The 23918-nt window shown below is 71.5% G+C and carries 19 protein-coding genes and 1 riboswitch; of the genes, 17 read left to right on the top strand and 2 right to left on the bottom strand.

Features of this window, described 5'->3' with window-relative positions:
- A complete protein-coding gene (locus ABD811_RS06095; protein WP_344942053.1) occupies positions 1-3204 on the bottom strand; it encodes an ATP-binding protein in 3204 nt (1067 codons plus the stop codon).
- A gap of 148 nt (positions 3205-3352) precedes the next feature.
- Between ABD811_RS06095 and ABD811_RS06090 the strand changes: the two genes are divergently transcribed.
- The 13 genes from ABD811_RS06090 to ABD811_RS06030 all read left to right on the top strand — a co-directional run bounded on the left by ABD811_RS06090 (position 3353) and on the right by ABD811_RS06030 (position 17424).
- Positions 3353-3952 carry an NADPH-dependent FMN reductase gene (locus ABD811_RS06090; protein WP_344942050.1) on the top strand — a complete coding sequence of 200 codons (600 nt, stop codon included), beginning with the start codon at positions 3353-3355 and terminating at the stop codon, positions 3950-3952.
- The gene (locus ABD811_RS06085; RefSeq protein WP_344942047.1) at positions 3949-5397 is read left to right on the top strand and encodes an MFS transporter; all 1449 of its coding nucleotides are present in this window, start codon (positions 3949-3951) and stop codon (positions 5395-5397) included. The genes ABD811_RS06090 and ABD811_RS06085 overlap by 4 nt, the downstream gene beginning before the upstream one ends.
- Before the next feature lie 343 nt (positions 5398-5740).
- Positions 5741-6094, top strand: coding sequence for an ArsR/SmtB family transcription factor (locus tag ABD811_RS06080; RefSeq protein ID WP_344942044.1), 354 nt, complete (start codon positions 5741-5743; stop codon positions 6092-6094).
- Positions 6091-7269 (top strand): MFS transporter, encoded by a 1179-nt coding sequence (locus ABD811_RS06075; protein WP_344942041.1) that lies wholly within the window; start codon positions 6091-6093, stop codon positions 7267-7269. Before ABD811_RS06080 ends, ABD811_RS06075 begins: the two co-directional genes overlap by 4 nt.
- 757 nt (positions 7270-8026) lie before the next feature.
- Entirely contained in the window at positions 8027-8488 is a 462-nt protein-coding gene (locus ABD811_RS06070; protein ID WP_344942038.1) for a carboxymuconolactone decarboxylase family protein, read from the top strand.
- A 156-nt stretch (positions 8489-8644) separates the two neighbouring features.
- Positions 8645-9412: an SDR family oxidoreductase gene (locus ABD811_RS06065; RefSeq protein ID WP_344942036.1), complete on the top strand. Its 768-nt coding sequence runs from the start codon at positions 8645-8647 to the stop codon at positions 9410-9412.
- Between the two features lie 450 nt (positions 9413-9862).
- Positions 9863-11464, top strand: coding sequence for an MFS transporter (locus tag ABD811_RS06060; protein WP_344942033.1), 1602 nt, complete (start codon positions 9863-9865; stop codon positions 11462-11464).
- A 258-nt stretch (positions 11465-11722) separates the two neighbouring features.
- Entirely contained in the window at positions 11723-12148 is a 426-nt protein-coding gene (locus ABD811_RS06055; protein WP_344942030.1) for a hypothetical protein, read from the top strand.
- Between the two features lie 489 nt (positions 12149-12637).
- Positions 12638-13045, top strand: a complete 408-nt coding sequence (locus ABD811_RS06050; protein ID WP_344942027.1) for a YciI family protein — start codon at positions 12638-12640, stop codon at positions 13043-13045.
- Positions 13046-13053: 8 nt separating this feature from the next.
- Positions 13054-14199, top strand: coding sequence for an RNA polymerase sigma factor (locus ABD811_RS06045; RefSeq protein ID WP_344942368.1), 1146 nt, complete (start codon positions 13054-13056; stop codon positions 14197-14199).
- A 188-nt stretch (positions 14200-14387) separates the two neighbouring features.
- Positions 14388-14519 (top strand): hypothetical protein, encoded by a 132-nt coding sequence (locus ABD811_RS06040; protein ID WP_344942024.1) that lies wholly within the window; start codon positions 14388-14390, stop codon positions 14517-14519.
- Positions 14520-14756: 237 nt separating this feature from the next.
- On the top strand, positions 14757-15224 hold the full coding sequence (locus ABD811_RS06035; RefSeq protein WP_344942021.1) for a MarR family winged helix-turn-helix transcriptional regulator: 468 nt from the start codon (positions 14757-14759) through the stop codon (positions 15222-15224).
- 1120 nt (positions 15225-16344) lie between these two features.
- A complete protein-coding gene (locus ABD811_RS06030; protein WP_344942018.1) occupies positions 16345-17424 on the top strand; it encodes a methyltransferase in 1080 nt (359 codons plus the stop codon).
- A gap of 334 nt (positions 17425-17758) precedes the next feature.
- Here ABD811_RS06030 and ABD811_RS06025 read toward each other — a convergent pair whose 3' ends face one another.
- Positions 17759-19216, bottom strand: coding sequence for an MFS transporter (locus ABD811_RS06025; RefSeq protein ID WP_344942015.1), 1458 nt, complete (start codon positions 19214-19216; stop codon positions 17759-17761).
- A 147-nt stretch (positions 19217-19363) separates the two neighbouring features.
- Here ABD811_RS06025 and ABD811_RS06020 point away from each other — a divergent pair, with 147 nt between their 5' ends.
- The 4 genes from ABD811_RS06020 (at position 19364) to ABD811_RS06005 (ending at position 23902) form a co-directional block, all read left to right on the top strand.
- Positions 19364-19690: an ArsR/SmtB family transcription factor gene (locus ABD811_RS06020; RefSeq protein ID WP_344942012.1), complete on the top strand. Its 327-nt coding sequence runs from the start codon at positions 19364-19366 to the stop codon at positions 19688-19690.
- Between the two features lie 178 nt (positions 19691-19868).
- Positions 19869-20201: a cupin domain-containing protein gene (locus tag ABD811_RS06015; protein WP_344942010.1), complete on the top strand. Its 333-nt coding sequence runs from the start codon at positions 19869-19871 to the stop codon at positions 20199-20201.
- Positions 20202-20404: 203 nt separating this feature from the next.
- Positions 20405-20604, top strand: a riboswitch (cobalamin riboswitch).
- 89 nt (positions 20605-20693) lie between these two features.
- Entirely contained in the window at positions 20694-22907 is a 2214-nt protein-coding gene (locus tag ABD811_RS06010) for a ribonucleoside-diphosphate reductase subunit alpha (protein WP_344942008.1), read from the top strand.
- Positions 22904-23902 (top strand): ribonucleotide-diphosphate reductase subunit beta, encoded by a 999-nt coding sequence (locus ABD811_RS06005; protein ID WP_344942006.1) that lies wholly within the window; start codon positions 22904-22906, stop codon positions 23900-23902. The genes ABD811_RS06010 and ABD811_RS06005 overlap by 4 nt, the downstream gene beginning before the upstream one ends.
- Positions 23903-23918: the final 16 nt, after the last annotated feature.

Genomic DNA, 23918 nt, shown 5'->3' with positions numbered 1-23918 from the left:
TCAGACGTTGGGGTCGGATGAGGGGTTGTGAGCGGTGGCGAGGGTGAGGGGGTCGGCGGTGCGGCCGTGGTGGAGTTCGGCCGCCAGCGTCTCGTCGTCCAGGACGGCGCGCACCGCGGTCGTGATGCGGTCCACGTCGCCGCGGGCGGCGGGCGGCAGCGGAGCGCCGGTCGATTCGCGGGCCGCGGCCGCCGCGCCCAGCAGCCGGGCGGCGTGGCGGTGTTCGCCCACCAGGGTGTGGACGCCGGCCAGCCCTTCGAGTGCGAGCGCCATCGCCCGTGGATCGCCGGTGCGGTGCGCGACGGTCAGGGCCTCCAGGTGCAGGTCGCGCGCGATGTCGGCGGTCCCGCGCCGCTCGGCGACGAAGCCGAGCTCGGACAGGGCCAGCGCGATGCCGGGCGCGAATCCGACCTGGCGCTGCCAGTCGAGCGCGTCGCGCAACAGCTTCTCCGCGACGTCCAGCCGCCCTTCCCGCCGTGCTCCCATCCCCAGGCCGAGCTCGGCGAACACCTCCGCGGGCCGGTGGCTGTGCTCGCCGGCCAGCCGCATGGCCTGCTCGTGGAGCCGCCTGGCCTCGGCCAGGTCGCCGGTCAGCATCGCGATCCGGCCCAGCCCGGACAGCATGTAGGAGACCTGGGTCCAGATCCCCAGCTCCTCGGCAAGGTGCAGGCCCTCGGTGAGGAGGGCGGCGGCGCGGCGATGGTCGCCCTGGATCTCGGCGAGCCTGCCGAGCAGGTCGGTGGCCCGCAGCCGCCCCCAGCGGTCACCGAGCTCGTCGAACAGTGCCGCGCCCTGTTCGGCGTGGCGGACGCACACGGCCAGGTCGCCGCGGGCGAGGGCGTGGTGCGCCAGGGTGGTCAGCGCGGCGGCCGTGCCCCAGCGGTCCCCGAGCCGCTCAAAGGCGGCCAGGGCCTGTTCCGTCAGCCGTTCACCGGTCGACAGATCTGTGCTGCCGAGCAGGATCTCGCCGAGCAGCCACTGCGCCCGGGCGCGGCCCCCCGGGTCGTCGAGACGGTCGTACGGTTCCAGCGCCGCGCGCACCCGCCGCGTGCGGTCGATGCCGTGTCGTCCGAGCAGGTCCATGGCCGTTCGCCAGGCGCCCGCCGCGGCTCGTGCCGAGGCCGGCGCCGGACCGCCGTGGTCGAGCGCCAGACCCAGCAGGCGGCGGCCCTCGCCGAGCCGTCCGCGCAAGAACCAGTACCAGGCCAACGCGTCGACCAGCCGCAGCGCCAGATCCGGCCGGTCGCGCCGGACGGTGCTCTCGACGGCGACGCGCAGGTTGACGTGGTCCACGTCCAGGCGTTCCAGCCACTGCCGCTGGTCGGGGCCGCGCAGGTGAGCCGCTGCCCGTTCGGCGAGCGCCACGTAGTAGTCGTCATGCCGTCCCCGGACACGCGCGGACTCGCCCGCCTCCCGCAGGCGCTCCGCGGCGTAGGCGGCGACGGACTCCAGGAGCCGGTACCGGTAACCGCGCGCGTCGCCGGTGACCACGACCATCGAACGGTCGACCAGGCGGGACAGCAGGTCCGCGACGTCCTCGGCCCGCACCCCGTCCCCGGCGCAGACCGCCTCGGCGGCCTCCAGCGAGCAGCCGTCGGCGTGCGTGGACAGCCGCCGCAGGACGGCGCGCTCGGGCCCGGTGAGCAGTTCCCAGCTCCAGTCGATCGTCGCCCGTAGCGTCCGCTGCCGTTGCGGGACGTCCCGGCGTCCGGCCGACAGCAGCCGGAATCGGTCGTCCAGTCGTTCCGCCAGTTCGTGCACGCTGAGCGCGCGGACCCGGGTGGCCGCCAGTTCCAGGGCCAGCGGGATGCCGTCGAGACGACGGCAGATCGCCGCGACGGCGCGGGCGTTCTCGGCGGTGAGGGCGAAGCCCGGGGCGGCGGCGGCCGCACGCGCCGTGAAGAGCCGGACGGCGCTGAAACTCCGCAGGGTCGCGGGTCCGGTCTCCGTCGCCGCGTACGGGGGTTCCAGCGGAGGCACCGCCCAGACGGCCTCCCCGCCGACCTTGAGCGTCTCGCGGCTCGTCGCCAGGATCCGCACGCCGGGCGCCGCCGCCAGCAGCCGGTGCGCCAGCCCGGCGACGGGTTCGATCAGGTGTTCGCAGTTGTCGAGCACCAGCAGCATCCGCCTGTCGCGCAGCGCACGAGCCAGCCGGTCGTCGGTCCGGACGCCGGGAGCGGCGTCGTCGCGGACGCCGAGTGTGGCGGCCACCACGTCCGCCAACAGGTCCGGCTGGTCGAGCCCGCCGAGTTCGACGAGCCACACCCCGTGCGGGAACGCGTCGAGAAGCCGGGCGGCGGTCTCCAGGGCCAGCCGAGTCTTGCCCACGCCGCCCGGCCCGGTGAGCGTGACGAGGCGATGGGCGTCCAGCAGGGCCCGCACCTGGGCGACCGCCTCGGTACGGCCGATCAGCTCGGTGGGCGAGGCGGGCAGGTTCGTACGGGGACGGACGGGGGTGAGGGCGGGGTCTTGGGCGAGGATCGCCCGATGCAGGGCGACCAGCTCGGGGTTCGGGTCCAGGCCCAGCTCCTCGCGCAGGCGGTCTCGCAGCTCGGCGAGGCTGTCCAGGGCCTCGCTCTGCCGTCCGGCGCGGTAGAGGGCGCGCACGTATGCGGCGCGCAGCCGTTCCCGGAGAGGATGGCGGGCCACCACGTCACGCAGCTCGCCGACCAGCGCGGTGTGCTCGCCGAGGACCAGGCGTGCCTCGGCGAGATCCTCCACCGCGGTCAGCCGTTGCTCCTCCAGACGGGTGATCGCGGCCCGTGCGAAGTCCTCGTCGGCGAAGTCGGCGTACGCGGGGCCCCGCCAAAGCTCCAGCGCGTCGGTCAGCAGCGCGGCCCTCGCCCGGGGCTCGAGGGTCTCGCGCGCGCGAGCCAGCAGCGCCGGGAACCGGCCCGCGTCGACCGCCTCGGAACCGACGCGGAGCAGATATCCCGGTGCCTGGAAGACCACCAGCTCCCGGCCGCCCGGCTCGGCGTCCTCCAGCGCCCTGCGCAACTGGGACACCTTGACCTGGAGGGCGGCCGCGGGGTCGGCGGGGGGTGCGCCGGCCCACAGATCGTCGATCAACCGGTCCGCGGACACCGGCCGGCCGTCCGCGATGAGCAGGTCCGCCAGCAGCGCCCGGACCATCCGTCCGCGGATCGTCACCGGGGCGCCGTCCGCCGTCCAGACCGCCAGCGGCCCCAGCACCCCAAAGCGCATACCGCCACGATAACGCGATGATCAGCACTTACCGGACGGCCGTCGCGCCGGTGAGGGGGCGGTAAGCGGAGGGAAGGCGGGTGATAAGCGCGCGGCGGCAGGGTCGAGGGCGACACGGGACACGGACACGAGCCCAGGAAGGTCCACGATGACGAATCCCTCGCCCCTGCACGTCGCGATGATCATCGGCAGCACCCGCCGCAGCCGGTTCGGCTCCGTGGTCGCCGGCTGGTTCGCCGAACAGGTCACCCCGCGCGCCGACATGACGCTGGACGTCGTCGACCTGCGCGACACCCGGCTGCCCGACACGCTCGCCGACGACGGCGAAGACGCTCCCGAGCCGGTGCGCGCCCTCGCTCCCCGGCTGGCGGCCGCCGACGCGTTCGTGGTGGTCACCGCCGAGTACAACCACAGTTTCCCGGCCCCGCTCAAGACCGCCATCGACTCGTTCGTGGACGAGTGGCGGGCCAAGCCCATCGGGTTCGTCTCCTACGGCGGCATGTCGGGCGGGTTGCGCGCGGTCGAGCAACTCCGCCTGGTGTTCTCCGAACTGCACGCCACGACCATCCGCGACACCGTCAGCTTCCCCATCTGCTGGGAGCGGTTCGGACGACGACGGCATGCCCATCGACACGGCGGGCGCCAACGCGGCCGCCAAGGGCCTGCTCGACCAGCTCGCCTGGTGGGCTCATGCCCTCCGGGACGCCCGCACCGCACGTCCCTACGGCCTCTGAGGAGGCTGTTGTGACGTCGACCAACAGTCCGGGCAGACCGGGGTGGAGCCTGGCCCTGCTGGCGTTCTCCAGCCTCATCACCTCGCTCGACTTCACCATCGTGTACGTCGCGCTGCCCGAGATCGTCCGGGAGATCGGCTTCTCCGGGCACTCGGCCCAGTGGGTGATCAGCGCCTACGCCGTCTTCTTCGGCGGCTTCCTGCTTCTCGGCGGGCGCTCGGGCGACCTGCTGGGACGCCGCCGCATGTTCGTCCTGGGCATGGTCGTCTTCGGCGGCGCGTCCCTGCTCGGCGGCCTGGCCACCTCGCCCGCCACGCTGATCGCAGCCCGCGCGCTCCAGGGAGTGGGCGCCGCGGTCGTGTTCCCCGCCACGCTGTCGCTGGTCAACACCATGTTCGCGGAGGGACGCGAGCGCGTCCGGGCGCTGGGGGTGTGGGCCATGGCCGGTGCCGGCGGGCTCAGCCTCGGCGCGCTGCTGGGCGGCGTGCTGACCCAGGCGTTCGGCTGGGAGGCGGTGTTCCTGGTCAACGTGCCGCTGGTGATCGCCGCGGCCCCCGCCGCGTTCCGTCTGCTGGCCGCGGACGGGCCGGTCGAACGCGGCCACGGCTACGACCTGCCGGGCGTGCTGACCGGCACCGCGGGCGCCACACTGCTGGTGTACGCGATCGCGGAGGTGCCCGAGACGGGCTGGACGTCGTCCTCGTTCGTCGTCGCGGCCGTGCTCGCGGTCGTCCTGCTGGCCGCGTTCCTCGGTGTCGAGGCGCGCAGCCGCAGCCCGCTGATGCCGCTGCGGCTGCTGCGCAACCGGCATCTGGCCCCCGCCCTGCTGATCATTTTCGTGTTCGGGGCGACCATGCAGAACGTCGTCTACTTCCTCACCCTGTACTTCCAGGACGTGCTGCGCTACTCCGCGCTGCAGGCCGGGCTGGGCTTTCTCGGCCTGTCGGCGGTGATCGCACTGGGCAACTCCGTCGCCGGGCGGCTGACGATCCGCGTCGGCGTCCGCAGCACCCTGATCATCGCGCTGGTCCTCGGCGCCGCCGGGAGCGCCCTGCTGGCGGTCGGAATGACGGCGGACGGCTCGTACCTCACCGTGCTCGCCGGGATCTGCGTGTACGGCATGGGCATGGGCACGATCTATCCCACGCAGTTCGCGGCGGCCGGAACCGGCGTGGCGGCGCGTGAGCAGGGCATCGCCGGCGGCATGGCCAACACCGCCATGCAGATCGGGGTGGGCGTCGGCCTGGCCGTGCTCGTCGGCGTCGCCGCCCCGGACATCGCCGCCGCCGACGGCCTGCGCGCCGCCGTCGCCGTGTCGGCGGGGCTGACGCTGCTGGGCGTCATCGCGGCCCTGGCGATCCCAGGCCGACGCGCCGGCGAACCGGCCCCGCATGCCGTCCCCCAGGACGCGGCCACCTCCTCGGCTCACGACATCGAGGCCCCGGAGAGAACCGGATGACCGCCCGCACACGATGTTCCGTCGGCATGGCAGGACCGCAACTCGGCGAACGGTGAGGCGCATGGTCCAGCGTGTGCGGCCCTTGCCGTGGGGGCCAGGTCAGGAACGGCACGGACTTGGCCCCCGCGTCCGACCACAGCTTCACGATCGCGGGTGCTGTGGCCCCAGGCGTCCTGGAACTCCAGGAACCGCGCGGTGGCCGCGTCCTCGCTCGGGCGGTGAGTGGAGGAGGGGGTGAGGGGCGGCGCCTCCCGATTGATCGTTCGATAATGTTCGCACTATCATCGTGCGGCAATAGTCGAACGATTGGTGGGTGGTGACTGTGGCCGCCGCACGTGCCTACGTGCATCCTGAGACAGAGGACATCTCGCTGCCGCGGGTGCTGTTCGCGCTCAGCGAGCCGCTGCGCCTGGAGATGGTCCGCAGACTCGCCGAAGAGGGCGAGGTGGACAGCATCGAACTCGGGCCCGACCTGCCCAGGTCGACGCTGACCCACCACACCAGCCTGCTGCGCGAGTCCGGCGTGGCCTTCGTACGGGCCGAGGGTCGCAAGTGCATGATCAGCCTGCGCGCGGCGGACCTGGAAGCCCGGTTTCCGGGCCTGGTCGGCGCCGTGCTGGCGGGATACGGTTCCGCGCGGGCCGATGAACACCACGAGGGATCCCAGAGCGGCAGGGGGCAGGAGGCCGACCAGTGATCGGCCGGCTGTGGCCGCTGGTGGCCGCCACCACCTCGCTGGGCATCGACGCCTACGTGCTGGCCGGTGTCCTGCCGCAGATCGCGGACTCGTTGACGGTGTCAGTGGCGGCCATCGGGCTGGGTGTCACCGCCTTCACCGGCGCCTACGCTCTGTCGGGGCCGCTGCTGTCGGGGCCGCTGGTGGCCGGTTCCACCAAGCGGGCCCTGGCCGTGGCGCTGGCGTTGTTCAACCTCGGCAACCTGGTCACCGCGCTGGCTCCCGGCATCGCGGTGTTCCTGACCGCACGCGTGGTGGCCGGCAGCGGCGCCGGGGTGCTGACCGCGGTGGCGACCGCCACGGCCGCCGCGATGGCCACCGACCGTGAACGCGGGCGCGCCATGGCGCTGGTGACCTTCGGACTGTCGACGGGAACGGTGGCGGGGGTCCCGGTCGGCATGCTCATCGGCCGATGGGCGGGATGGCGCTGGACCATGGGCCTGGTGGTGGCGATCGGGGCCATCAGCATGGCCGCGGTCATCGCCCGGCGCGCCCCCTATCCCGCCATCGCGGTGGCGAGGATCGGTGAGAACCTGCGCCTGCTCAGGACTCCCGCGATCGCCGCGGGCGTGGTCCTGGCCTTCCTGCTCGGGGTGGCGAGCCTGGGCCTGTACACCTATCTGGTCCCCATGGCCGGTGAGCGTGGCCTGGCCCCATGGGCGTTCACCCTGGTGTGGCTATGGGGCATCGGCGGGGTCGCCGGTGCGGCCCTGATCGGCAGGCCGCTGGACGCCCTGGGCTCCCGGCGGCTGCTTCCGGCCGTCGTGGCGGTCCTGGCCCTGACGCTGGGCGCGCTGTCCCTCTCGGACCAGGCCGCCGTGTGGGTCGTCGCGGTCGCCCTGTGGGGAGCGGCGGGATGGACGAGCGTCCCCGTCCTGCAGCACCTGCTCCTCCAGCGGCGCCAGCGCCGGGCCATGGCCATCATCGCGTTCCAGATGGCCGCCATGTACCTGGGCTCGGCCGCCGGTGCCGCCCTGGGCGGCCGGCTGCTGGACCATGGCACCTCCGCCGGAGCACTTCCCGGCTGGGCGGGCGGCACCGCGCTACTGGCACTCGCCCTGGCATGGGTCATCACCCGCGGCCGGACGGCGCACCCGCCCGCACGGACCCAGTCCGATCCCACCCCCGTCCCCTGAGGGGCGAACACACCGTTGCCGGAGCGGCCCGGCGTCGTCCACTGCATACGCGACGCCGGGCCCGGGTCGGCGTGTCAGGTGGCCCATGCGAACTGCGCCGAATTTGATCACGGTGAACAGCTGTCGGGCCGCGGCCCAGTGGCTCAACCTCCGCCGCTGGCTGGACCAGAACCCGGACGATGAACTGGCGCCCGAGGTACGTGCCGACTCACCACCGAGCTCGCACGCTACGCGCGCGAGTACCTCGGCTGGGGAGTCTTCTGCGCTGGATCGTCAGCTCCGCACTCAAGGGTGGTGGCGTAAGTCACCGCCCCACAGGGACGCAATGAGCCCCCCTGCAACAGGCAGTGGGGGCTCATCTGTATTTGATACAGCGCAGCCACCGGCGCCCCCTGTCCCCGGTTGCCGGGTGGGCTGGCGGGCTCCCGGACGGTGGCCGGATCGGCGTCCACCCAGTGCAGGCAGGTCTCCTGCGGGACGTCTTCGATGGCCGAACCGGGCATCTCGTAGGCGACGGTGAACAGCCCCTGGCCCACGCACTGGACACCGGTTCCCGCCGTTTTGTGACACCCACGATCGGTGGCCCATGTCACATGACCGCGACTGTTACAGGGGCTGGGGCGCCGGCGTCTCGTGTTCGTCAGGACGCCGCGCGAACGAACGATCCGGGGCGGCACGAGTTGAGAGAAGGGAAGACCTCGCCATGTCGACACCCACGACCGACCCGACGACCAGGCGGGAGGATGTGCGGTCGCGTATGCCCAATCCTCTCCGGTTCCTCCCCGAGATGGCGGGAGTCGCCGAAGGCCTGCACAAGGTCCTCAAAAACGGCGCGATTCCGCAGACCACCATCAGCCTGCTGCAGCTGCGCGCCGGGCAGATCCTCGGCAGCACCTACTTCGCCATTCGGGAGACCGGCAACCTCCGCAAGGCCGGGGAGTCAGAGGAGCGCATCACCGCAGTGGCGACCTGGCGGGACGCCCCATACTTCACCGACGCCGAACGGGTCGCGCTGGAGCTTCTGGAGGCCGTCTTGTCCCCGAACCCGTACGGGGAGCGGGTCCCCGATGAGTTGTATGCCAAGGCGTCCGCGCACTACGACGACAAGGCGCTCTGGACGCTCATCATGGCGATCGCCCATATCGGCTTCTTCACCCCCGCCGCTCTCATCGCCAAGCCGATTCCCGGTATGCCGCCCGGCCAGAACTACAGCGATTAACGCCCACCAGGGTCAGGGTGAGGAGTGAGCGGCTACCGCCCGATTCCGTTGACCGCATCCTGCCCCATCCGTTCGGCGGCGCATCGCTCCGAACTGCGAGTTCACTGCGTCGCCATACCACTCAGACACCCCTGATTCCCAAGAAAGGCATGGAACATGATCAGCAGTAGGTTCGCGGTGGCAGGAGCAACCGGGCGGCTGGGACGCCACGTCGTGGACGTCCTCGCTGAACGGGGGCACCAGGTCGTGCGGATGTCCCGCGCCACCGGCGTGGATTTCATCACCGGTGAGGGCCTGGCCGAGGCGCTCACCGGGGTCGACGTCATCATCGACGTCGCGTCGTGGCACGCATCCGACCAGGAGGCCGCCACGGAGTTCTTCCGCACGGCGACCCGCAATCTGCACGAGGCCGGCCAGAAGGCGGGAGTCCGCCAGATCGTCGCCGTGTCCATCATCGGCGCCGACAAGGCCACCGCCGGTTTCCTCGCCGCCCAGCAGGTGCACGAGGAGGCACATCTGTCCGGCCCGCTGCCCGCTCGCATTCTGCGGGCTGCGCAGTTCCACGAATTCGTCGGTCAGCTCCTGGACTGGCGGCAGGGCGACGTCGCCTACATCCCGGCCTTGCCCACCCAGCTCGTGGCCTGCCGCACCGTGGCCGAGGTACTGGTCGACCTGGCCACCGATGCCGACGCGCCCGCCCAGCCGGCTCCCGGAACACCGATCCCCGAAATCGCCGGACCCCGCAAGGAGACCATGGCCGAGGCGGCCGAACTTCTCGGCGAACGCCGGGGAATCAAGGTCGTCGGCGTCGACGGCTCCGGCCTGCCCGATGCCGAGATCGCGGCCAACGGCGGGTTCCTGCCCAGTCCGCACGCCAAGCTCGCCGGCCCCACCTTCCAGGAATGGCTCGACGCCCAACCCTGACAGGGACGGAGCCGGCCATCGGCCGGCGTGCGATCCGCCAGTGCCAGGGTGTGGCACCCGAGCAACCCGAGATCTCGCTCCGGCCGAGGCTCGGCATGGGCGACATTGACGGCCACCGGCCGGTGTCCGCGACCGAGCACTCCCGAAACGGCCTGTCGTGAAGGGAAATCCTCCACCAGGTACACGCCCCCGTTCAGAAGTTCTCAGCTCAGGGGCTTGCGAGAACACGGTCTTCTCGGAGCCTCGCCGACCTCGTCCATCGCCACATGTGTGCCGTGCGGAGGGCGCGGACGAGCACATCGACCGCCTGGTCGACGAGGTCCTTGAGGCCCAGCCTCACCTTTCTCACCCGCGCTGAGGGCGGCAACGCCGCCGACACGCCGTGGCGCGGTACGACCCGCTGCGGTCGCCTCCGAACCGACCCCGAGCACGTAGAAGGTGTTTCGATCAATGGCTGACACAGCCCTGCCCGAAAACGTCCCCGCACGCCCCGTCGGCTCCGGCACAGCCCTGGGCAAGGGGAGAGAAGCCCCGCCGCCTCCCGACCCCCGCCGCTGGTGGGGGCTGGTGGTCATCGCCCTCGCCCAGCTGATCGTGGTGCTGGACATGACCATCGTCAACATCGCGCTGCCGTCCGCCCAGCAGGACCTCGGCATGACCGACGGCAACCGGCAGTGGGCCATCACCGCCTATACCCTCGCCTTCGGCGGCCTGCTGCTCCTCGGCGGACGCCTCGGCGACCTGTTCGGACGCAAGCGCAGCTTCATCATCGGCCTGATCGGCTTCGCCGTGGCGTCCGCGCTCGGCGGCGCCGCCACCGGCCCCGGCATGCTCTTCGCGGCCCGAGCCTTGCAGGGCGTCTTCGCGGCGCTGCTGGCCCCCGCCGCGCTGTCCCTGCTGACCACGACCTTCACCGACCCGCGCGAACGCGGCAAGGCGTTCGGCGTGTTCGGCGCCATCGCCGGCGCCGGGAGCGCCATCGGCATGCTGGTCGGCGGCTTGCTGACCGAGTACCTGGACTGGCGCTGGTGCCTGTACGTCAACGCCCCGGTGGCAGCCGTCGCGGTGATCGGCGCGATCGTGATGCTCAAGGACCCCGGCCGCAGGACCGGCGCCCGGCTGGACATCCTCGGCGCCGTGCTGGGGACCGCAGGCGTGCTGTCCATCGTCTACGGCCTCAGCGAGGCCGAGTCCCGCGACTGGGACGACACTTGGGTGCTGACCCTGGTCAGCGGCGGCGTGCTGATCCTCGGGATCTTCTCTCTGTGGCAGACCCGCGCCCGGACGCCGCTGCTGCCGCTGCACATCGTGAAGGACCGCCAGCGGGCGGGCGCCTACCTGACGATGGCCCTGGTCACCATCGCCATGTTCGGCGTCTTCCTGTTCCTGACCTTCTACCTGCAGGGCATCAAGGGCTGGTCCCCGCTGAAGACCGGTGCGGCCTACCTGCCGATGACCGCCTGCATGATCATCGGTTCCACGCAGATCTCGGCGCGGCTGCTGCACAGGGTGCCCGCCCGCGTGCTGATCATGCCCGGCCTGACGCTGGCCGCCGGCGGCCTGGCCTTCCTGGCCTCCATGGACGTCGACGCCACCTACCTCAGCCACGTCCTGCCCGGCATCTGCATGATGGGCCTCGGCATGGGCGTCACCTTCATGGCAGCCATCTCCACGGCCACCGGCCGCGTCGCCCCGCACGAGCAGGGGGCGGCCTCGGCGACCCTCAACACCATGCAGCAGGTAGGCGGGTCGGTCGGCACCGCGTTGCTCAACACGATCGCGGCCGGTGCGACCACGGACTGGCTGACCGGCCACGGAGTCAACCCCGCTCAGCAGACGTCGCAGGTGAAGGCCGCACTGGCGGAGGCGACTGTGCACGGCTACTCCGTCGCGACCTGGACCTCCGCGGGGATCCTGCTGCTGGCCGCGCTGGTCGCGGGCGTCTTCATCAACGCCAAGGCGCCCGGCCGGCAAGCCGGCACGGCGACGGCCGGCCCGGCGGGCGCTGACCGCAAGACCGGGACCGTCGAGGCGCCGGTCCACGCGGGCTAGCCTCCAGCAGGTCCCGGCCCCGTCGGGCCCAAGTACTGTCCCCGGCCCATCTCCGGCGCGCCGGGGACAGCACTTGGGCTTCACATGCGCATCCATGGCCACGAAGGCCGCCTTTGCGGGCGACGCAGACTCCGTCGCCCAGTCCTACGGGAGCAGCCCGGACTCGGGATCGCCAGCCGACTGAGCAGGGCGTTTCCTGCGCGGCCGCGGCTTTTTGCCCTTCCCCACCCAGCACCACGACCACCAAGGAGTGATCCCATGTCATCACCGATCAGGTCGGCCTCCCCGGCTCACGCGGAGCGGGCCCTGCCTCCCCGCTTCTTCGGCCTGATGAGGGCGACCACGGTGTTCCTGGCCGCCGCGCTGCTGACGCAGGGGATCACCGCCGGACTACTCCTGTCCGACGAGGACGGCAGCCAGTTGCACCACGCCACGGGCGGCGTCGTCACGATCGCGCTGGTCCTCCAGACCATCGCCGCTTTCCTGGTGTGGCGGGTCGGCCGCGGATCAGGACGGTACCTGGCCGTCACCGCGCTGCTGTTCGTGTTCACCAGCATCCAGTTCGTGGTCGGGGGCAACGGCAACGTCGCCGTCCACGTCCCCCTCGGCGTGGCGCTGTTCGGCGCCGGCGCCGTCCTGGCGGCACAGGTCTGGACGACCCGCCCGGCCCGCACCGCCGACTGATCCCCGAGCCCCGCCCGGGAACGAGACGCCGAACCTCCCGGGACGTCGACCCCCACGGCAAGCAGCAATGCCACTGATAGAGCCGGATCTCGACAGCCCGCTGGAGAGAGCAACGCGGGCAACGGCCCGGTCGATGTCGCCCGTATGCCCGTGACGAGCGAGAGGCTCAGCCCCACCGCCGGACAGGCCAACTGGGAACGCGGTGAGGTCGTATCCGCCGCATCGGTTCGTGGGACGTGCACCAATCGCCGGGCCTTGTGGTGTCGGCGGCGGCCCGGCGGCGCACGATTGGGCTGTCCCAGCGGTGGGGGCGCTGCTGATCCTGGGGGCCTCGCGTCGGCTATGCCGTGGGCCCGGACAGCGCGGGACGGCTCGCGCGGGCTCGTCCACGAAAAAAACTTGGACGGCGATGTCGAGAACCCGTGACCGGCTCCGTCCCCGGGGTGAACGCGACCAGAATGGGTTGCGCCAGCACCGAGGAGAACCACGATGGCCAAGTACCTGCTGCTCAAGCACTACCGCGGCGCCCCGGCTCCGGTGAACGACGTGCCGATGGACCAGTGGACGCCGGAGGAGATCTCGGCCCACATGCAGTACATGCACGACTTCGCGGCCCGGCTGGAGGAGACCGGCGAGTTCGTCGACGGTCAGGCGCTCGCCCCCGAGGGCACGTTCGTCCGGTACGACGGCGAGGGCCGCCCGCCGGTCACCGACGGTCCGTTCGCCGAGACCAAGGACCTAATCGCCGGCTGGATGGTGATCGACGTCGACAGCTACGAGCGCGCCATCGAGCTGGCCGGGGAGCTGTCGGCCGCTCCGGGGGCGGGCGGCAAGCCGATCCACGAGTGGCTGGAGGTGCGCCCGTTCCTGACCGCGCCGCCCACCATCACCGAGTGAGCTCTCAGGTGAACGAGGCTCTGCTCCGGAGCCTCACGCCGAGCGTCCTCGGCGTCCTCGTCCGCCGCGGAGCCGACTTCGCGGCGGCCGAGGACGCCGTGCAGGACGCGCTGGTCGAGGCGCTGCGCGTCTGGCCAGCCGACCCGCCGCGGGACCCCAAGGGCTGGCTGGTCACCGTGGCCTGGAACCGGTTCCTCGACGCGACCCGGGCGGACGCCGCCCGGCGCCGGCGAGAGGATCTCGTCAACGAGGAGCCGGCACCCGGGCCCGCGCGGGCGGTGGACGACACGCTCAAGCTCTACTTCCTGTGCGCCCACCCGTCGCTGACGCCGTCGTCCGCGGTCGCGCTCACGCTGCGCGCCGTCGGCGGGCTGACCACCCGCCAGATCGCCCGGGCCTACCTGGTGCCCGAGGCGACCATGGCGCAGCGCATCAGCCGGGCCAAGCGCACCGTCTCCCGTGTGCGGTTCGACCAGCCCGGCGACGTCGCCACCGTGCTGCGCGTCCTCTACCTGGTCTTCAACGAGGGCTACTCCGGCGACGTCGACCTCGCCGCCGAGGCCATCCGGCTCACCCGGCAGCTCGCCGCCGCGATCGACCATCCCGAGGTGGCGGGGCTGCTCGCCCTCATGCTGCTCCACCACGCCCGGCGGGCGGCCCGAACCGCGCCGGACGGCAGCCTGGTGCCGCTCGCCGAGCAGGACCGCGGCCGGTGGGACACCCAGTTGATCGCCGAGGGCGTCGAAATCCTGCAGGCGGCCCTCGCCCGCGACCGGCTGGGCGAGTTCCAGGCCCAGGCCGCCATCGCGGCCCTGCATGCCGACGCGCCCACCGCCGAGGAGACCGACTGGGTGCAGATCGTCGAGTGGTACGACGAGCTCGCGGGCCTGACCGACAGCCCGGTCGTCCGGCTCAACCGCGCGGTGGCCGTCGGTGAGGCCGACGGACCGCGCGCCGGCCTGGCGGCGCTCGCGGCGCTGGACGACTCACTGCCCCGGTACGCCGCGGTGGCGGCCTACCTCCACGAGCGCGACGGCGACCTGGTGACGGCGGCACGCCTGTACGCCGAGGCGGCGCAAAAGGCCCCCAACCTCGCCGAGCGCGACCACCTGACGCGCCAGGCCGCCCGGCTCAACGCCCGCCTGCGTCGCTGACCGTCCCGCAGCACTCCGTGCGGCCATGGGGCGCAGAGCGGTCGCCCCAGGCGAGCAGGCGAGTCGAGCCCAGCCGCACGATCAGGCGGCGCCGCTGCTTTGGGCGCAGATGTGGCCTTGCGCACCAGAGCGACATCTACCGCATCGACCTCGGCGGGCGGCTGCGCCCCGGCGCCAACACCATCACCGTGACCGTCTCGACCACCCTCTACAACGCGGTCAAGGCCGCCGGGGGCGCCACACATCGCCTGCCGGAGCAGCGGACCGGCCTGCTGGGCCCCGTCGTCCTGACCCCCTACACCGAGTCCACCCTGCGCTGAGGAAGCTCGGCAGTCGGAGCAGCGTGCCCACGTGGGCCGTTGCTCCTTGTCGTTTCGCCTGAGAGGCGACGCTTGGGCACCCACGATCGGGCCTGAACTCGTGCTGGGCTCATCGGCCTCGCCTCGGCCAGGGCGCTCCACGAAGCGGCCCGCATCCTCCGTTGAGGTTTTGACATCAACCTAACTTGAGGTTCTACGGTATTCGCATTGGTGATCCTTTAAAGGGGGGACCTCATTATGACGACTCAGCAGATGACCGATGCCGAACTCGCCGCACAGCCGGCCGCGTACTGGACCGGAGTGGCCTACGAGGCCCTCATCGCTTTCACGCGTGCCCGGCAGGCCGAGTTGGGCTTCACCCAGCCCCAATACTGGCTGCTGCGCAACCTGTCGAAGAACGACATCTCCCCCGACGGTCACGGCATGACCGTGCCCGAGCTGCGGCAGGCGATGAGCTCCTACATCAGACCCGAGGACGACCTCGAAGCCGAGTCGAAGGTCCTGCTGGAGCGTGGCTGGCTCACCCGCGACGACGAGGGACGACTGTGGATCACGGAGTCGGGAGAGGAGGCCCGCGTCGACTTCAAGCGGCACGCCCCGGCGATCCGCGAGCGCATTCACCAGGGAATCGACGACGCCGACTACGTCACCGCGCTCAAGGTGCTCCAGCAGATGATCCGCAACGTCGGCGGCACTCTCCCCTAGCCAGTTACGATCCCACTCTTTTAAATGCACCGGGGCCGCCCCCGGCCTTTGAAAAGAGTCTTTGGTGAACGCAGCCAGCCCGAGGACGCCGCCGACGACGAAAGCGCCCTGCCAACGGCGGCGGCCCCGGAGCCCAGAGGACGCCGAGGATGAAGGGCGAGTTCGAGGCGTCGGAGGGTGCGTTCGAGGGCGTGGGCGGCGAGTCCGTCGGTGCGGCGTGGGCGGGCGGAAGGCAGGTCGCGCTGCCGGGGCGGCCTGGGGTAGGGACCCTGGTGGGGTGGGTGCGAGATCCCGTCCAATTCTTTCGATCGGACGGGATCTCGTTTTGCATGTGGAAGCCGACCCGGAGCCAGATACGCAGTTGGAGACCGCGGGTTGCCTGGCTCGCGTTCTTGATGGCGTGCGCGAACCTGACGATGCGTTCGTCCTGCACACGGGCGGCAGCGCGGGCGGTGTCGTCGACGGGGGCGGTGCCGCCCTGATCGCAGTGAGAGGTGCCGTAGGGGTCGCCGTCGGCGAACTTGGCGGGGCGGTGTAGCCGGGCGGGACGAGGACGCCGCCGAAGTGGTGGAAGGTGTGAGACAGGGGCAGCAGAGTGGATTCGTGCCCGCCGTGGCCGGTGCCGGCGGAGGTGAGTGAGGCCGCTGCAGACCTTGTCGGCCAGCAGGCCCTGCTGCCATGCCGGTCCCAGCGTGTCGAGGAACTGCTTGAGCTGGGCGGCGATGTTGCCGAAGCGAGTCGGGGAGCGACCAGCACCCCGTCGCCCAGACCAGGTTGTCCGCGGTGGCGGCCGGGATGTCGGCCGTCGCGGCCAGGTTCGCCGCCCACGCGGGGTTGGACGCGACCGCGTCCGGCGGGGCTTCTGTTCGAGAGTCGGGTCGGCCGCGCGGCGTCTGGGAGGGGCTGGGCGGCGCGCGGGTCTGCGGCTGGGGTCGGGGGACGACCGGCTGTGGTGAACGAGGAACTGCCATGCGCGGGCCGGGACATGCCGCCCCGGTCCGAGTGCTCCATCACCTCGATCGCCGGGCTGTTGGGGTGGATTGAGGGAGCCGTCGCGATTGAGGTTGTAGGTAACAGATCGCCTACCCGGTGAGCACGCGCCGTGCCGCTTTTCGCCAGAATGATCTCCAACGCGGACAGCGATCGACACGGATATGACGAGGAGGCCATCCTGAACGACTCGGCATCCGATGTGGCAGGCGGCTCGCCGGAGCTGGAGCTGGCCGGACATGCGCTGGCGTACCTGCGCAGCGTCGCGGTTCACGCGGTGGCCCGGCTGCGGGTCGCCGACCATCTGGCCGGCGGGCCGCGCACTGCCGCCGAGCTCGCGGAACTGACCGGCACGGACGCACCGTACCTGGAGCGGGTGCTGCACTTCATGGCCTCGCTCGGCTTGTTCGCCGTGGAGAGCGACGGCCGGTTCCGGCTGACCCCCCGCGGCGAGCCGCTGCGCTCCGACGTGCCCAACTCGATGCGCGCCTCGGTCCTGACGTTCACCGACGAGGCGTTCTGGGCGGCGTTCGGGCGGCTGGTGGACGCGGTACGCCTGGGCCGTTCGGTGTTCGCCGATGTCAACGGCGCGCCGTTCTTCGACTACCTCAATGCCGAACCCGAGGTGGGGATGCGGTTCGCCGACGGCATGTCGCGGTTCTCCCACTGGCAGGACCCGCCGGTGGCCGCCGCCTACGACTTCCCCGAGAAGGCGCTGATCGTCGACGTCGGTGGCGGGCGGGGCGGCCTGCTGGCCGAGGTGCTGCGCCGCAACCCCGCCGCGACGGGCGTGCTGTTCGACCAGGAGCAGGTCCTGGCCGGGGGCCACGTGCTGGACGTCGCGGAGCTGCGGGGACGCTGGCGGACCGAGGGCGGGGACTTCTTCGACACGGTGACCCCCGGCGGCGACGTCTACCTGCTCAAGTACATCCTGCACGACTGGACCGACGACGAGTGCGTGCGACTGCTGAAGGTCTGCCGGGCGGCGATGGCCGACGGAGGCCGGGTGCTGGCGATCGACGCGGTACTGCCGCCCGGTGGCACCCCGCACTTCGGCCGGACGCTGGACATGCTGATGATGACGGTGCTCAACGGCCGGGAGCGCACCCGCGCGGACTTCGAGGCTCTGTTCAACGCGGCCGGGCTGCGGCTGACCCGCGTGATCGACACGCCGACACCGTGCTCCATCGTCGAGGGGGTGGCCGCCTGAGCACCCGCTGACCGGGCCGGATTCGAGCGACGGCAACGGTGGCCGCGCTTCCATGCGCCAGAGTCTGGGACGGCGACCCCGACAGGACGCGGCATGGCGGTTTCGGCCGCCGGTGTGGTGGCCGACGGCCCGGCGCGGGCGGTCGGCTGCGCCGGGCACGACGACCGACTGCCCGCCGGGCGATCCCGCCTTCGGCGACGATCGTCCGGCGGGCGCGCTGGTGCTGTGGCCCGCGGCCGGGATCTCCGGCCCGGCGGCGGTCATGCGGAGGAGTGCGGTGCGGCCGGTGGCGCACCGCCGATCCCCAGGCCGATCGCGGATGGGGTTGGTTCGATCAGCGTGCGGCGAGGTGTGCGGGGTCGGGCGTTTCGGTGATGGTCGGGGCCGGTGTGGTGGTGCGCGGCAGGGCGAGGCTGACCAGCAGGCCCAGAACCATTCCGGCCGCGGTCAGCAGGACCACGACGAACTCGCCGTGGGCGGTGGCCGAGCGCAGTGCCTCGCCGGTCTTGCCCTCGGTGCCGATGTCGGCGAGCGCGGTGAACACCGCCAGACCGATGGCGTTGCCGATGTTGAGGGCGGTGGAGGCGATGCCGTTGGCGACGCCCTGCTCGTGGGCGGCGGTGCCGGTCGCGGCGGCGATCCACATCGCCGTCCAGACGATGCCCTGGCCGACGCCGGAGACGATGAGCCCGGGCACCAGCCGTCCGTAGCCGGCATCGGTGTCGAAGCCGATCGCCATGCCGGCCGTGCCGACGACCCCGATCGCGAAGCCGATCAGCAGTGTCGTGCGCAGGCCGATCCGGGTGGTCAGCCGCTCGCCGAGTTGTGTGCCGGTGGCGATCGCCAGTGAGGGGACCAGGAAGGCCAGTCCGGTCTGCAGCGCGCTGTAGCCGTGCACGCTCTGCATGAGCACGGTCAGGAAGTAGGGCAGCACGCCGAATGTCGCCATGTAGATGAACGTGATGATCATGCCGCCGGTCAGGCTGCGGTTGCGGAACAGCCGGAACGGCATGAGCGGATCGGCGCTGCGCCCCTCGATGGCCGCGAACGCCGCCAGCAGCCCGGCGGCCAGCACGAACGCGCCGATCACCAGCGGACTCGTCCAGCCCTGCTCGGGCCCCTGGACCAGGGCGAACACCAGCAGCGTGGCACCCGCGGTGACGGTCAGCGAGCCGGGCAGGTCGAACCGCCGCCGCTGCCTGCCGGCCGGGTCGGGCGGGATCACCGCCAACGCGGCCAGCGCCACGAGAGCGGCCAGCGGCACGTTGACGTAGAAGACGGCGGGCCAGCCGAAGTGCTCGGTCAGCACACCGCCGAGCAGCGCCCCGATGGTCAGGCCGCTCGCACCCGCGCCACCCCAGACCGCCAGCGCCCGGTTGCGCTGCGGCCCCTCGGCGAACAACGTGTTGATCAGTGACAGGGTGGACGGCAGCAGCAGGGCGCCGCCGATCCCCTGCACCGCCCGCGCCACGACGATCGTGGCGGGTGACGGCGCGAGGCCGCCGGCCAGCGACGAGACGGCATAGAGGGCAAGGGCGAACACGAAGACGCGGCGGCGGCCCAGCAGGTCGGCCGCACGGCCGCCGAACAGGAGGAACCCGCCGGCGAACACCACGTAGGCGCTGACCACCAACTGCTGGGTCTGGCCGGGGAAGCCCAGCTCCGCGCCGATCTCGGGGAGCGCGACGAACACGATGTTGAGGTCCAGCGAGTAGACCACTTGCGCGAGCGCCAGCAGGGTCAGGATCCAGCCCAGTCGCCGGCCTGCGGCCGGCCTCGGAACAGCGGACATGCCAGAGGACACCCTTCGGGGTCTGGAGGGAAACGGGCCGGCGGACGAGCCCGCCGACGAGTACGACCGTACGAATAATTACGTACATTCGTATGGTGAGGCAAGGGAATCCGGGCGATTGTTCGACTATCAACGTACGATGGGACAATGAGGTACCGTCATCCGGACCGCGACCAGATCCGCATCGACGCGGTGCTGTCGGCACTGGGCCACCCGGTGCGGCTGGCCGCCGTCCGTGTGCTGGACGGCGGCGGTGAGCACAACTGCGGCAGCGTGCTGGCCGAGCTGGGCATCACGGCCAAGTCGACGATGACCCACCACTGGCGCGTGCTCCGCGAGGGCGGCGTGATCATCCAGGAGCCCTCAGGCCGGGAGAACCTGCTGACCCTGCGCCGGGAAGACCTGGACGCCCGCTATCCGGGGCTGCTGGACGCCGTCCTCGCCGGCGCCCGCACCGACGAGGCCGGCTCCTGACGACCCCCTGCACGACTCCGTCGTCGGCCCGTCGGCCCGAGTGCCCCGACCTCCCTGTGGTATCTGTGGCGGCCCTACATCTCCTAGCGCAGCCGCGTTGCAGCGCATCGCACCGAGCCGGGCGCCGTCGGCGCCGCATCGGCGTCCGCTACTGACACGGAAACGGCAGGGCAACCTCATGCAGAAGATTTCCCTTGACGCCCGGGTGCGCGAGCACATGGAACGCGCGGCGGCGTCACCGGCGGGCCGCAGTGCCGAGACCGTCTACGGCGGCCACGAGCACACCCTGCGTCAGACCCTCATCGCACTGCGCGCCGGCGCTTCGCTGGCCGAGCACGAGAACCCGGGTGAGGCGACGGTGCTGGTGCTGCGCGGTCGGGTGCGGCTGCACAGCGGTGACACCACATGGGAGGGCATGACCGGGGACCTGCTGATCGTGCCGCCCGCCCGGCACGGCCTGGAAGCCGTCGAAGACGCCGCCGCGCTGCTGACGGTCGCCAGGGCGCGCTGACGCGCCGCGGTTCGGGCGCCCGGTGGGCCGCGCCGCGCCTGCCCGACCTGGTGACGGCCACGGGCTGCTGCCGCCGCGCCGGCCCGAGCATGCGGCTGGGCGGTCGGCGCCGCAGCGTCGCGGGTCGCGGACGTTCCGTCGCGCCGTCTCTGGCGACACTCCCACAACATCTAGAGGTTGCATTCACTCCTGCCACTAGATGTAGAGTTCCAGGTGTTGCGGGTCCGCCCCTCACGGGGTGGCGCGAGAGGGAACCCGGTGCGAATCCGGGACTGCCCCGCAGCGGTGAAGGGGAACGAAAGCCGTCACAGAGCACTGGGCCGCACGGCCTGGGAAGCGACGGCCGGTAGGTCCGTGGTGGGTGCCCCCGAGTCCGAAGACCTGCCCGCGACCGTAAGTGGTCCACGAGCCTCGAGGGAACGCCGGTGGGCGGGCGCGTTCGTCGTGCCCTCCTTCCGGCGTGCCCGAAGGGCGTCGCCCGAGGGAGAGCAGATGACTGTTTCCGCCACCGTCGACGACCGCGAACTGGCGGTCCGGGAGGCCGCCGCGCGGGTCGGCGCCGATCCCGGCCAGTCCCGGGTCGCGGCCGCGCTGCTCGCCGAGCTGATCCGGGACGAGGCCGCCGGGGAGGGCGTCGGCACGTTCAGCTCCTCGGTGCGTCTCGCGCACGCGCAGGGCCTGCTCAACGACGCGATCGCGGCGTTCGTCGCCGCGCACGCCGCCGAGCTGGACGCGCTCGTCGACGAAACCGCCGACGACCGGTTCGAGTACTTCGGACTGAGGACGGTCTACGACCGCTACCTGCTGCGTCACCCGCACACGCGCAAGGTCATCGAACGCCCGCAGCACTTCCTGATGCGCGTGGCGTGCGGGCTGGCCGACACCGTCGCCGAGGCAGGCCGGCTGTACGGGCTGATGTCGCGGCTGGAGTACCTGCCGTCCTCGCCCACGCTGTTCAACTCCGGCGCGCGCCGGCCGCAGCTGTCGTCGTGCTTCCTGCTCGACTCCCCCCGCGACGAGCTGGAGTCGATCTACGAGCGGTACGGGCAGGTCGCGCGGCTGTCGAAGTACGCCGGCGGCATCGGGATCTCCTGGTCGCGGATCCGTTCCCGCGGGTCGCTGATCCGCGGGACCAATGGGACCTCCAACGGCATCGTCCCGTGGCTGCGGACGCTGGACGCCTCGGTCGCGGCGGTCAACCAGGGCGGCCGCCGCAAGGGCGCGGCCTGCGTGTACCTGGAGCCGTGGCACGCCGACGTCGAGGAGTTCCTGGAGCTGCGCGACAACACCGGTGAGGACCAGCGCCGCACCCACAACCTGAACCTGGCCAACTGGATCCCCGACGAGTTCATGCGGCGGGTGGAGGCCGACGCCGACTGGTCGCTGTTCGACCCCAAGGAGGTGCCCGAGCTCACCGACCTGTGGGGCGAGGACTTCGACGCCGCCTACCGCCGGGCCGAGGCCGAGGGCCGTTACGTGCGGCAGGTCCCGGCGCGCCGCCTGTACGGCCGCATGATGCGCACGCTCGCCGAGACCGGCAACGGCTGGATGGTCTTCAAGGACCCGGCCAATCGGACCTGCAACCAGACGGCCGAGCCCGGCAACGTGGTGCACCTGTCGAACCTGTGCACCGAGATCCTCCAGGTGACCAGTGACACCGAGACCGCCGTCTGCAACCTGGGTTCGGTGAACCTGGCCCGCCACGTCACCCCGGACGGCTTCGACTTCGCCCGGCTGCGCGAGACCGTGCGCGTGGCCGTCCGGTTCCTGGACCGGACCATCGACCGCGGTTACTACCCCACCCCGGAGGCGGCCGCGACCAACACCGAGTGGCGTCCGGTCGGGCTGGGCGTGATGGGCCTGGCGGACGTGTTCTTCACGCTGCGGCTGCCGTTCGACTCGCCCGAGGCGCTGGAGCTGTCCACCGCCATCGCCGAGGAGATCGCGCTGGCCGCCTACAACACCTCCGCGGACCTGGCCGAGGAACTGGGCGCCCACCCGGCGTTCGACCGGACGCGCGCGGCGCGCGGCGTGCTGCACCCCGACCACTTCCCGGCCGCGCCCCGCAAGACCTCCGAATGGGACGCGCTGCGCCGGCGCGTCGCCGAGGTCGGACTGCGCAACTCGCTGCTGGTCGCGATCGCGCCGACCGCGACCATCGCGTCCATCGCCGGCTGCTACGAGTGCATCGAGCCGCAGGTCTCCAACGTGTTCAAGCGCGAGACGCTGTCCGGCGAGTTCCTGCAGATCAACCGCTACCTGGTGGCCGACCTGCGCGCCGCCGGACGGTGGACGCAGGAGACCCGGGACGCCATCAAGCGCGGCGGCGGCTCGATCCAGCACATCCCCGACCTCGACGACGAGCTCAAACGGCTCTACCGCACCGCCTGGGAACTCCCCCAGAAGGCACTGATCGACCTGGCGGCCGCGCGCATGCCCTACGTGGACCAGTCCCAGTCCCTGAACCTGTTCATGGCGACCCCCACCATCGGCAAGCTGTCCTCGATGTACGCCTACGCGTGGAAGGCCGGCCTCAAGACCACCTACTACCTGCGTTCGCGTCCGGCGACCAGCATCGCCCAGACGACGGTCGCCGCCGCCGCTCCCACCGCCATCACCCCTGACACCGCGTCTGACACCGCTTCTGACACCGAGGCGGTCGTCTGCTCCCTGGAGAACCCCGAGATCTGCGAGGCCTGCCAGTGACCCTGCTCGACCCCGGGATGGACCTGACCCTCCGTCCCATGCGCTACCCCGGCTTCTACGACCGCTACCGGGCGGCGATCCGCAACACCTGGACCGTCGAGGAGGTCGACCTCGCCTCCGACCTGCCGGACCTGGACAGACTCACCGCCGACGAGCTGCACCTGGTCAAGCGGCTCGTCGCCTTCTTCGCCACCGGCGACTCGATCGTCGCCAACAACCTGGTGCTCAACCTCTACAAGCACCTGAACGCGCCGGAGGCGCGGCTCTACCTGTCACGGCAGCTGTTCGAGGAGGCCGTCCACGTCCAGTTCTATCTGACGCTCCTGGACACCTACCTCAAGGAGGACGAGGAGCGCAGGCAGGCGTTCGCCGCCATCGAGCACATCCCCTCCATCCGGCAGAAGGGCGAGTTCTGCTTCAAGTGGATCGACTCCATCTCGCAGCTCGACGTCCTCGACACGGCCGGGCGCCGGCGCGCGTTCCTGCTGAACCTGATCTGCTTCGCCGCCTGCATCGAGGGGCTCTTCTTCTACGGCGCGTTCGCCTACGTCTACTGGCTGCGCTCCCGCGGCCTGCTCAACGGCCTGGCCAGCGGCACCAACTGGGTGTTCCGCGACGAGTCCATGCACATGGAGTTCGCGTTCTCCGTCGTCGACACCGTCCGCTCCGAAGAGCCGGAACTGTTCGACGACGAGCTCACCGCCCAGGTCACCGAGATGCTGGAAGAGGCGGTCGCGGCCGAACTGGCCTTCGCGCACGACCTGTGCGGTGACGGACTGCCCGGCATGAGCGCCACCGACATGCGCGCCTACCTCGAATACGTGGCCGACCAGCGGCTGACCCGTCTCGGCATGCCCCGCCGGTACGGCACCGCCAACCCGTTCGGCTTCATGGAACTCCAGGACGTGCAGGAGCTCTCCAACTTCTTCGAACGCCGCGTCTCGGCCTACCAGGTCGGAATCGAGGGCTCGGTCGCCTTCGACGAGGACTTCTGACCCCGCCCCCTGCCCA

It is taken from the genome of Actinomadura miaoliensis, from assembly GCF_039536785.1.
In the GTDB taxonomy this organism is placed as follows: domain Bacteria; phylum Actinomycetota; class Actinomycetes; order Streptosporangiales; family Streptosporangiaceae; genus Spirillospora; species Spirillospora miaoliensis.
The sequence above is the reverse complement of the archived record's forward strand: the minus strand, read 5'-3'. Positions and strand labels throughout refer to the sequence as shown.

Excerpts from the sequence above, each read along its gene's own strand:
- ABD811_RS06090 (WP_344942050.1), top strand. The coding sequence starts at position 3,353 with ATGACGAATCCCTCGCCCCTGCACGTCGCGATGATCATCGGCAGCACC.
- ABD811_RS06025 (WP_344942015.1), bottom strand. The coding sequence starts at position 19,216 with ATGTCCGCTGTTCCGAGGCCGGCCGCAGGCCGGCGACTGGGCTGGATC.
- ABD811_RS06070 (WP_344942038.1), top strand. The coding sequence starts at position 8,027 with ATGCCCAATCCTCTCCGGTTCCTCCCCGAGATGGCGGGAGTCGCCGAA.
- ABD811_RS06015 (WP_344942010.1), top strand. The coding sequence starts at position 19,869 with ATGCAGAAGATTTCCCTTGACGCCCGGGTGCGCGAGCACATGGAACGC.
- ABD811_RS06060 (WP_344942033.1), top strand. The coding sequence starts at position 9,863 with ATGGCTGACACAGCCCTGCCCGAAAACGTCCCCGCACGCCCCGTCGGC.
- ABD811_RS06055 (WP_344942030.1), top strand. The coding sequence starts at position 11,723 with ATGTCATCACCGATCAGGTCGGCCTCCCCGGCTCACGCGGAGCGGGCC.
- ABD811_RS06010 (WP_344942008.1), top strand. The coding sequence starts at position 20,694 with ATGACTGTTTCCGCCACCGTCGACGACCGCGAACTGGCGGTCCGGGAG.
- ABD811_RS06035 (WP_344942021.1), top strand. The coding sequence starts at position 14,757 with ATGACGACTCAGCAGATGACCGATGCCGAACTCGCCGCACAGCCGGCC.
- ABD811_RS06065 (WP_344942036.1), top strand. The coding sequence starts at position 8,645 with ATGATCAGCAGTAGGTTCGCGGTGGCAGGAGCAACCGGGCGGCTGGGA.
- ABD811_RS06030 (WP_344942018.1), top strand. The coding sequence starts at position 16,345 with ATGATCTCCAACGCGGACAGCGATCGACACGGATATGACGAGGAGGCC.
- ABD811_RS06095 (WP_344942053.1), bottom strand. The coding sequence starts at position 3,204 with ATGCGCTTTGGGGTGCTGGGGCCGCTGGCGGTCTGGACGGCGGACGGC.
- ABD811_RS06020 (WP_344942012.1), top strand. The coding sequence starts at position 19,364 with ATGAGGTACCGTCATCCGGACCGCGACCAGATCCGCATCGACGCGGTG.
- ABD811_RS06050 (WP_344942027.1), top strand. The coding sequence starts at position 12,638 with ATGGCCAAGTACCTGCTGCTCAAGCACTACCGCGGCGCCCCGGCTCCG.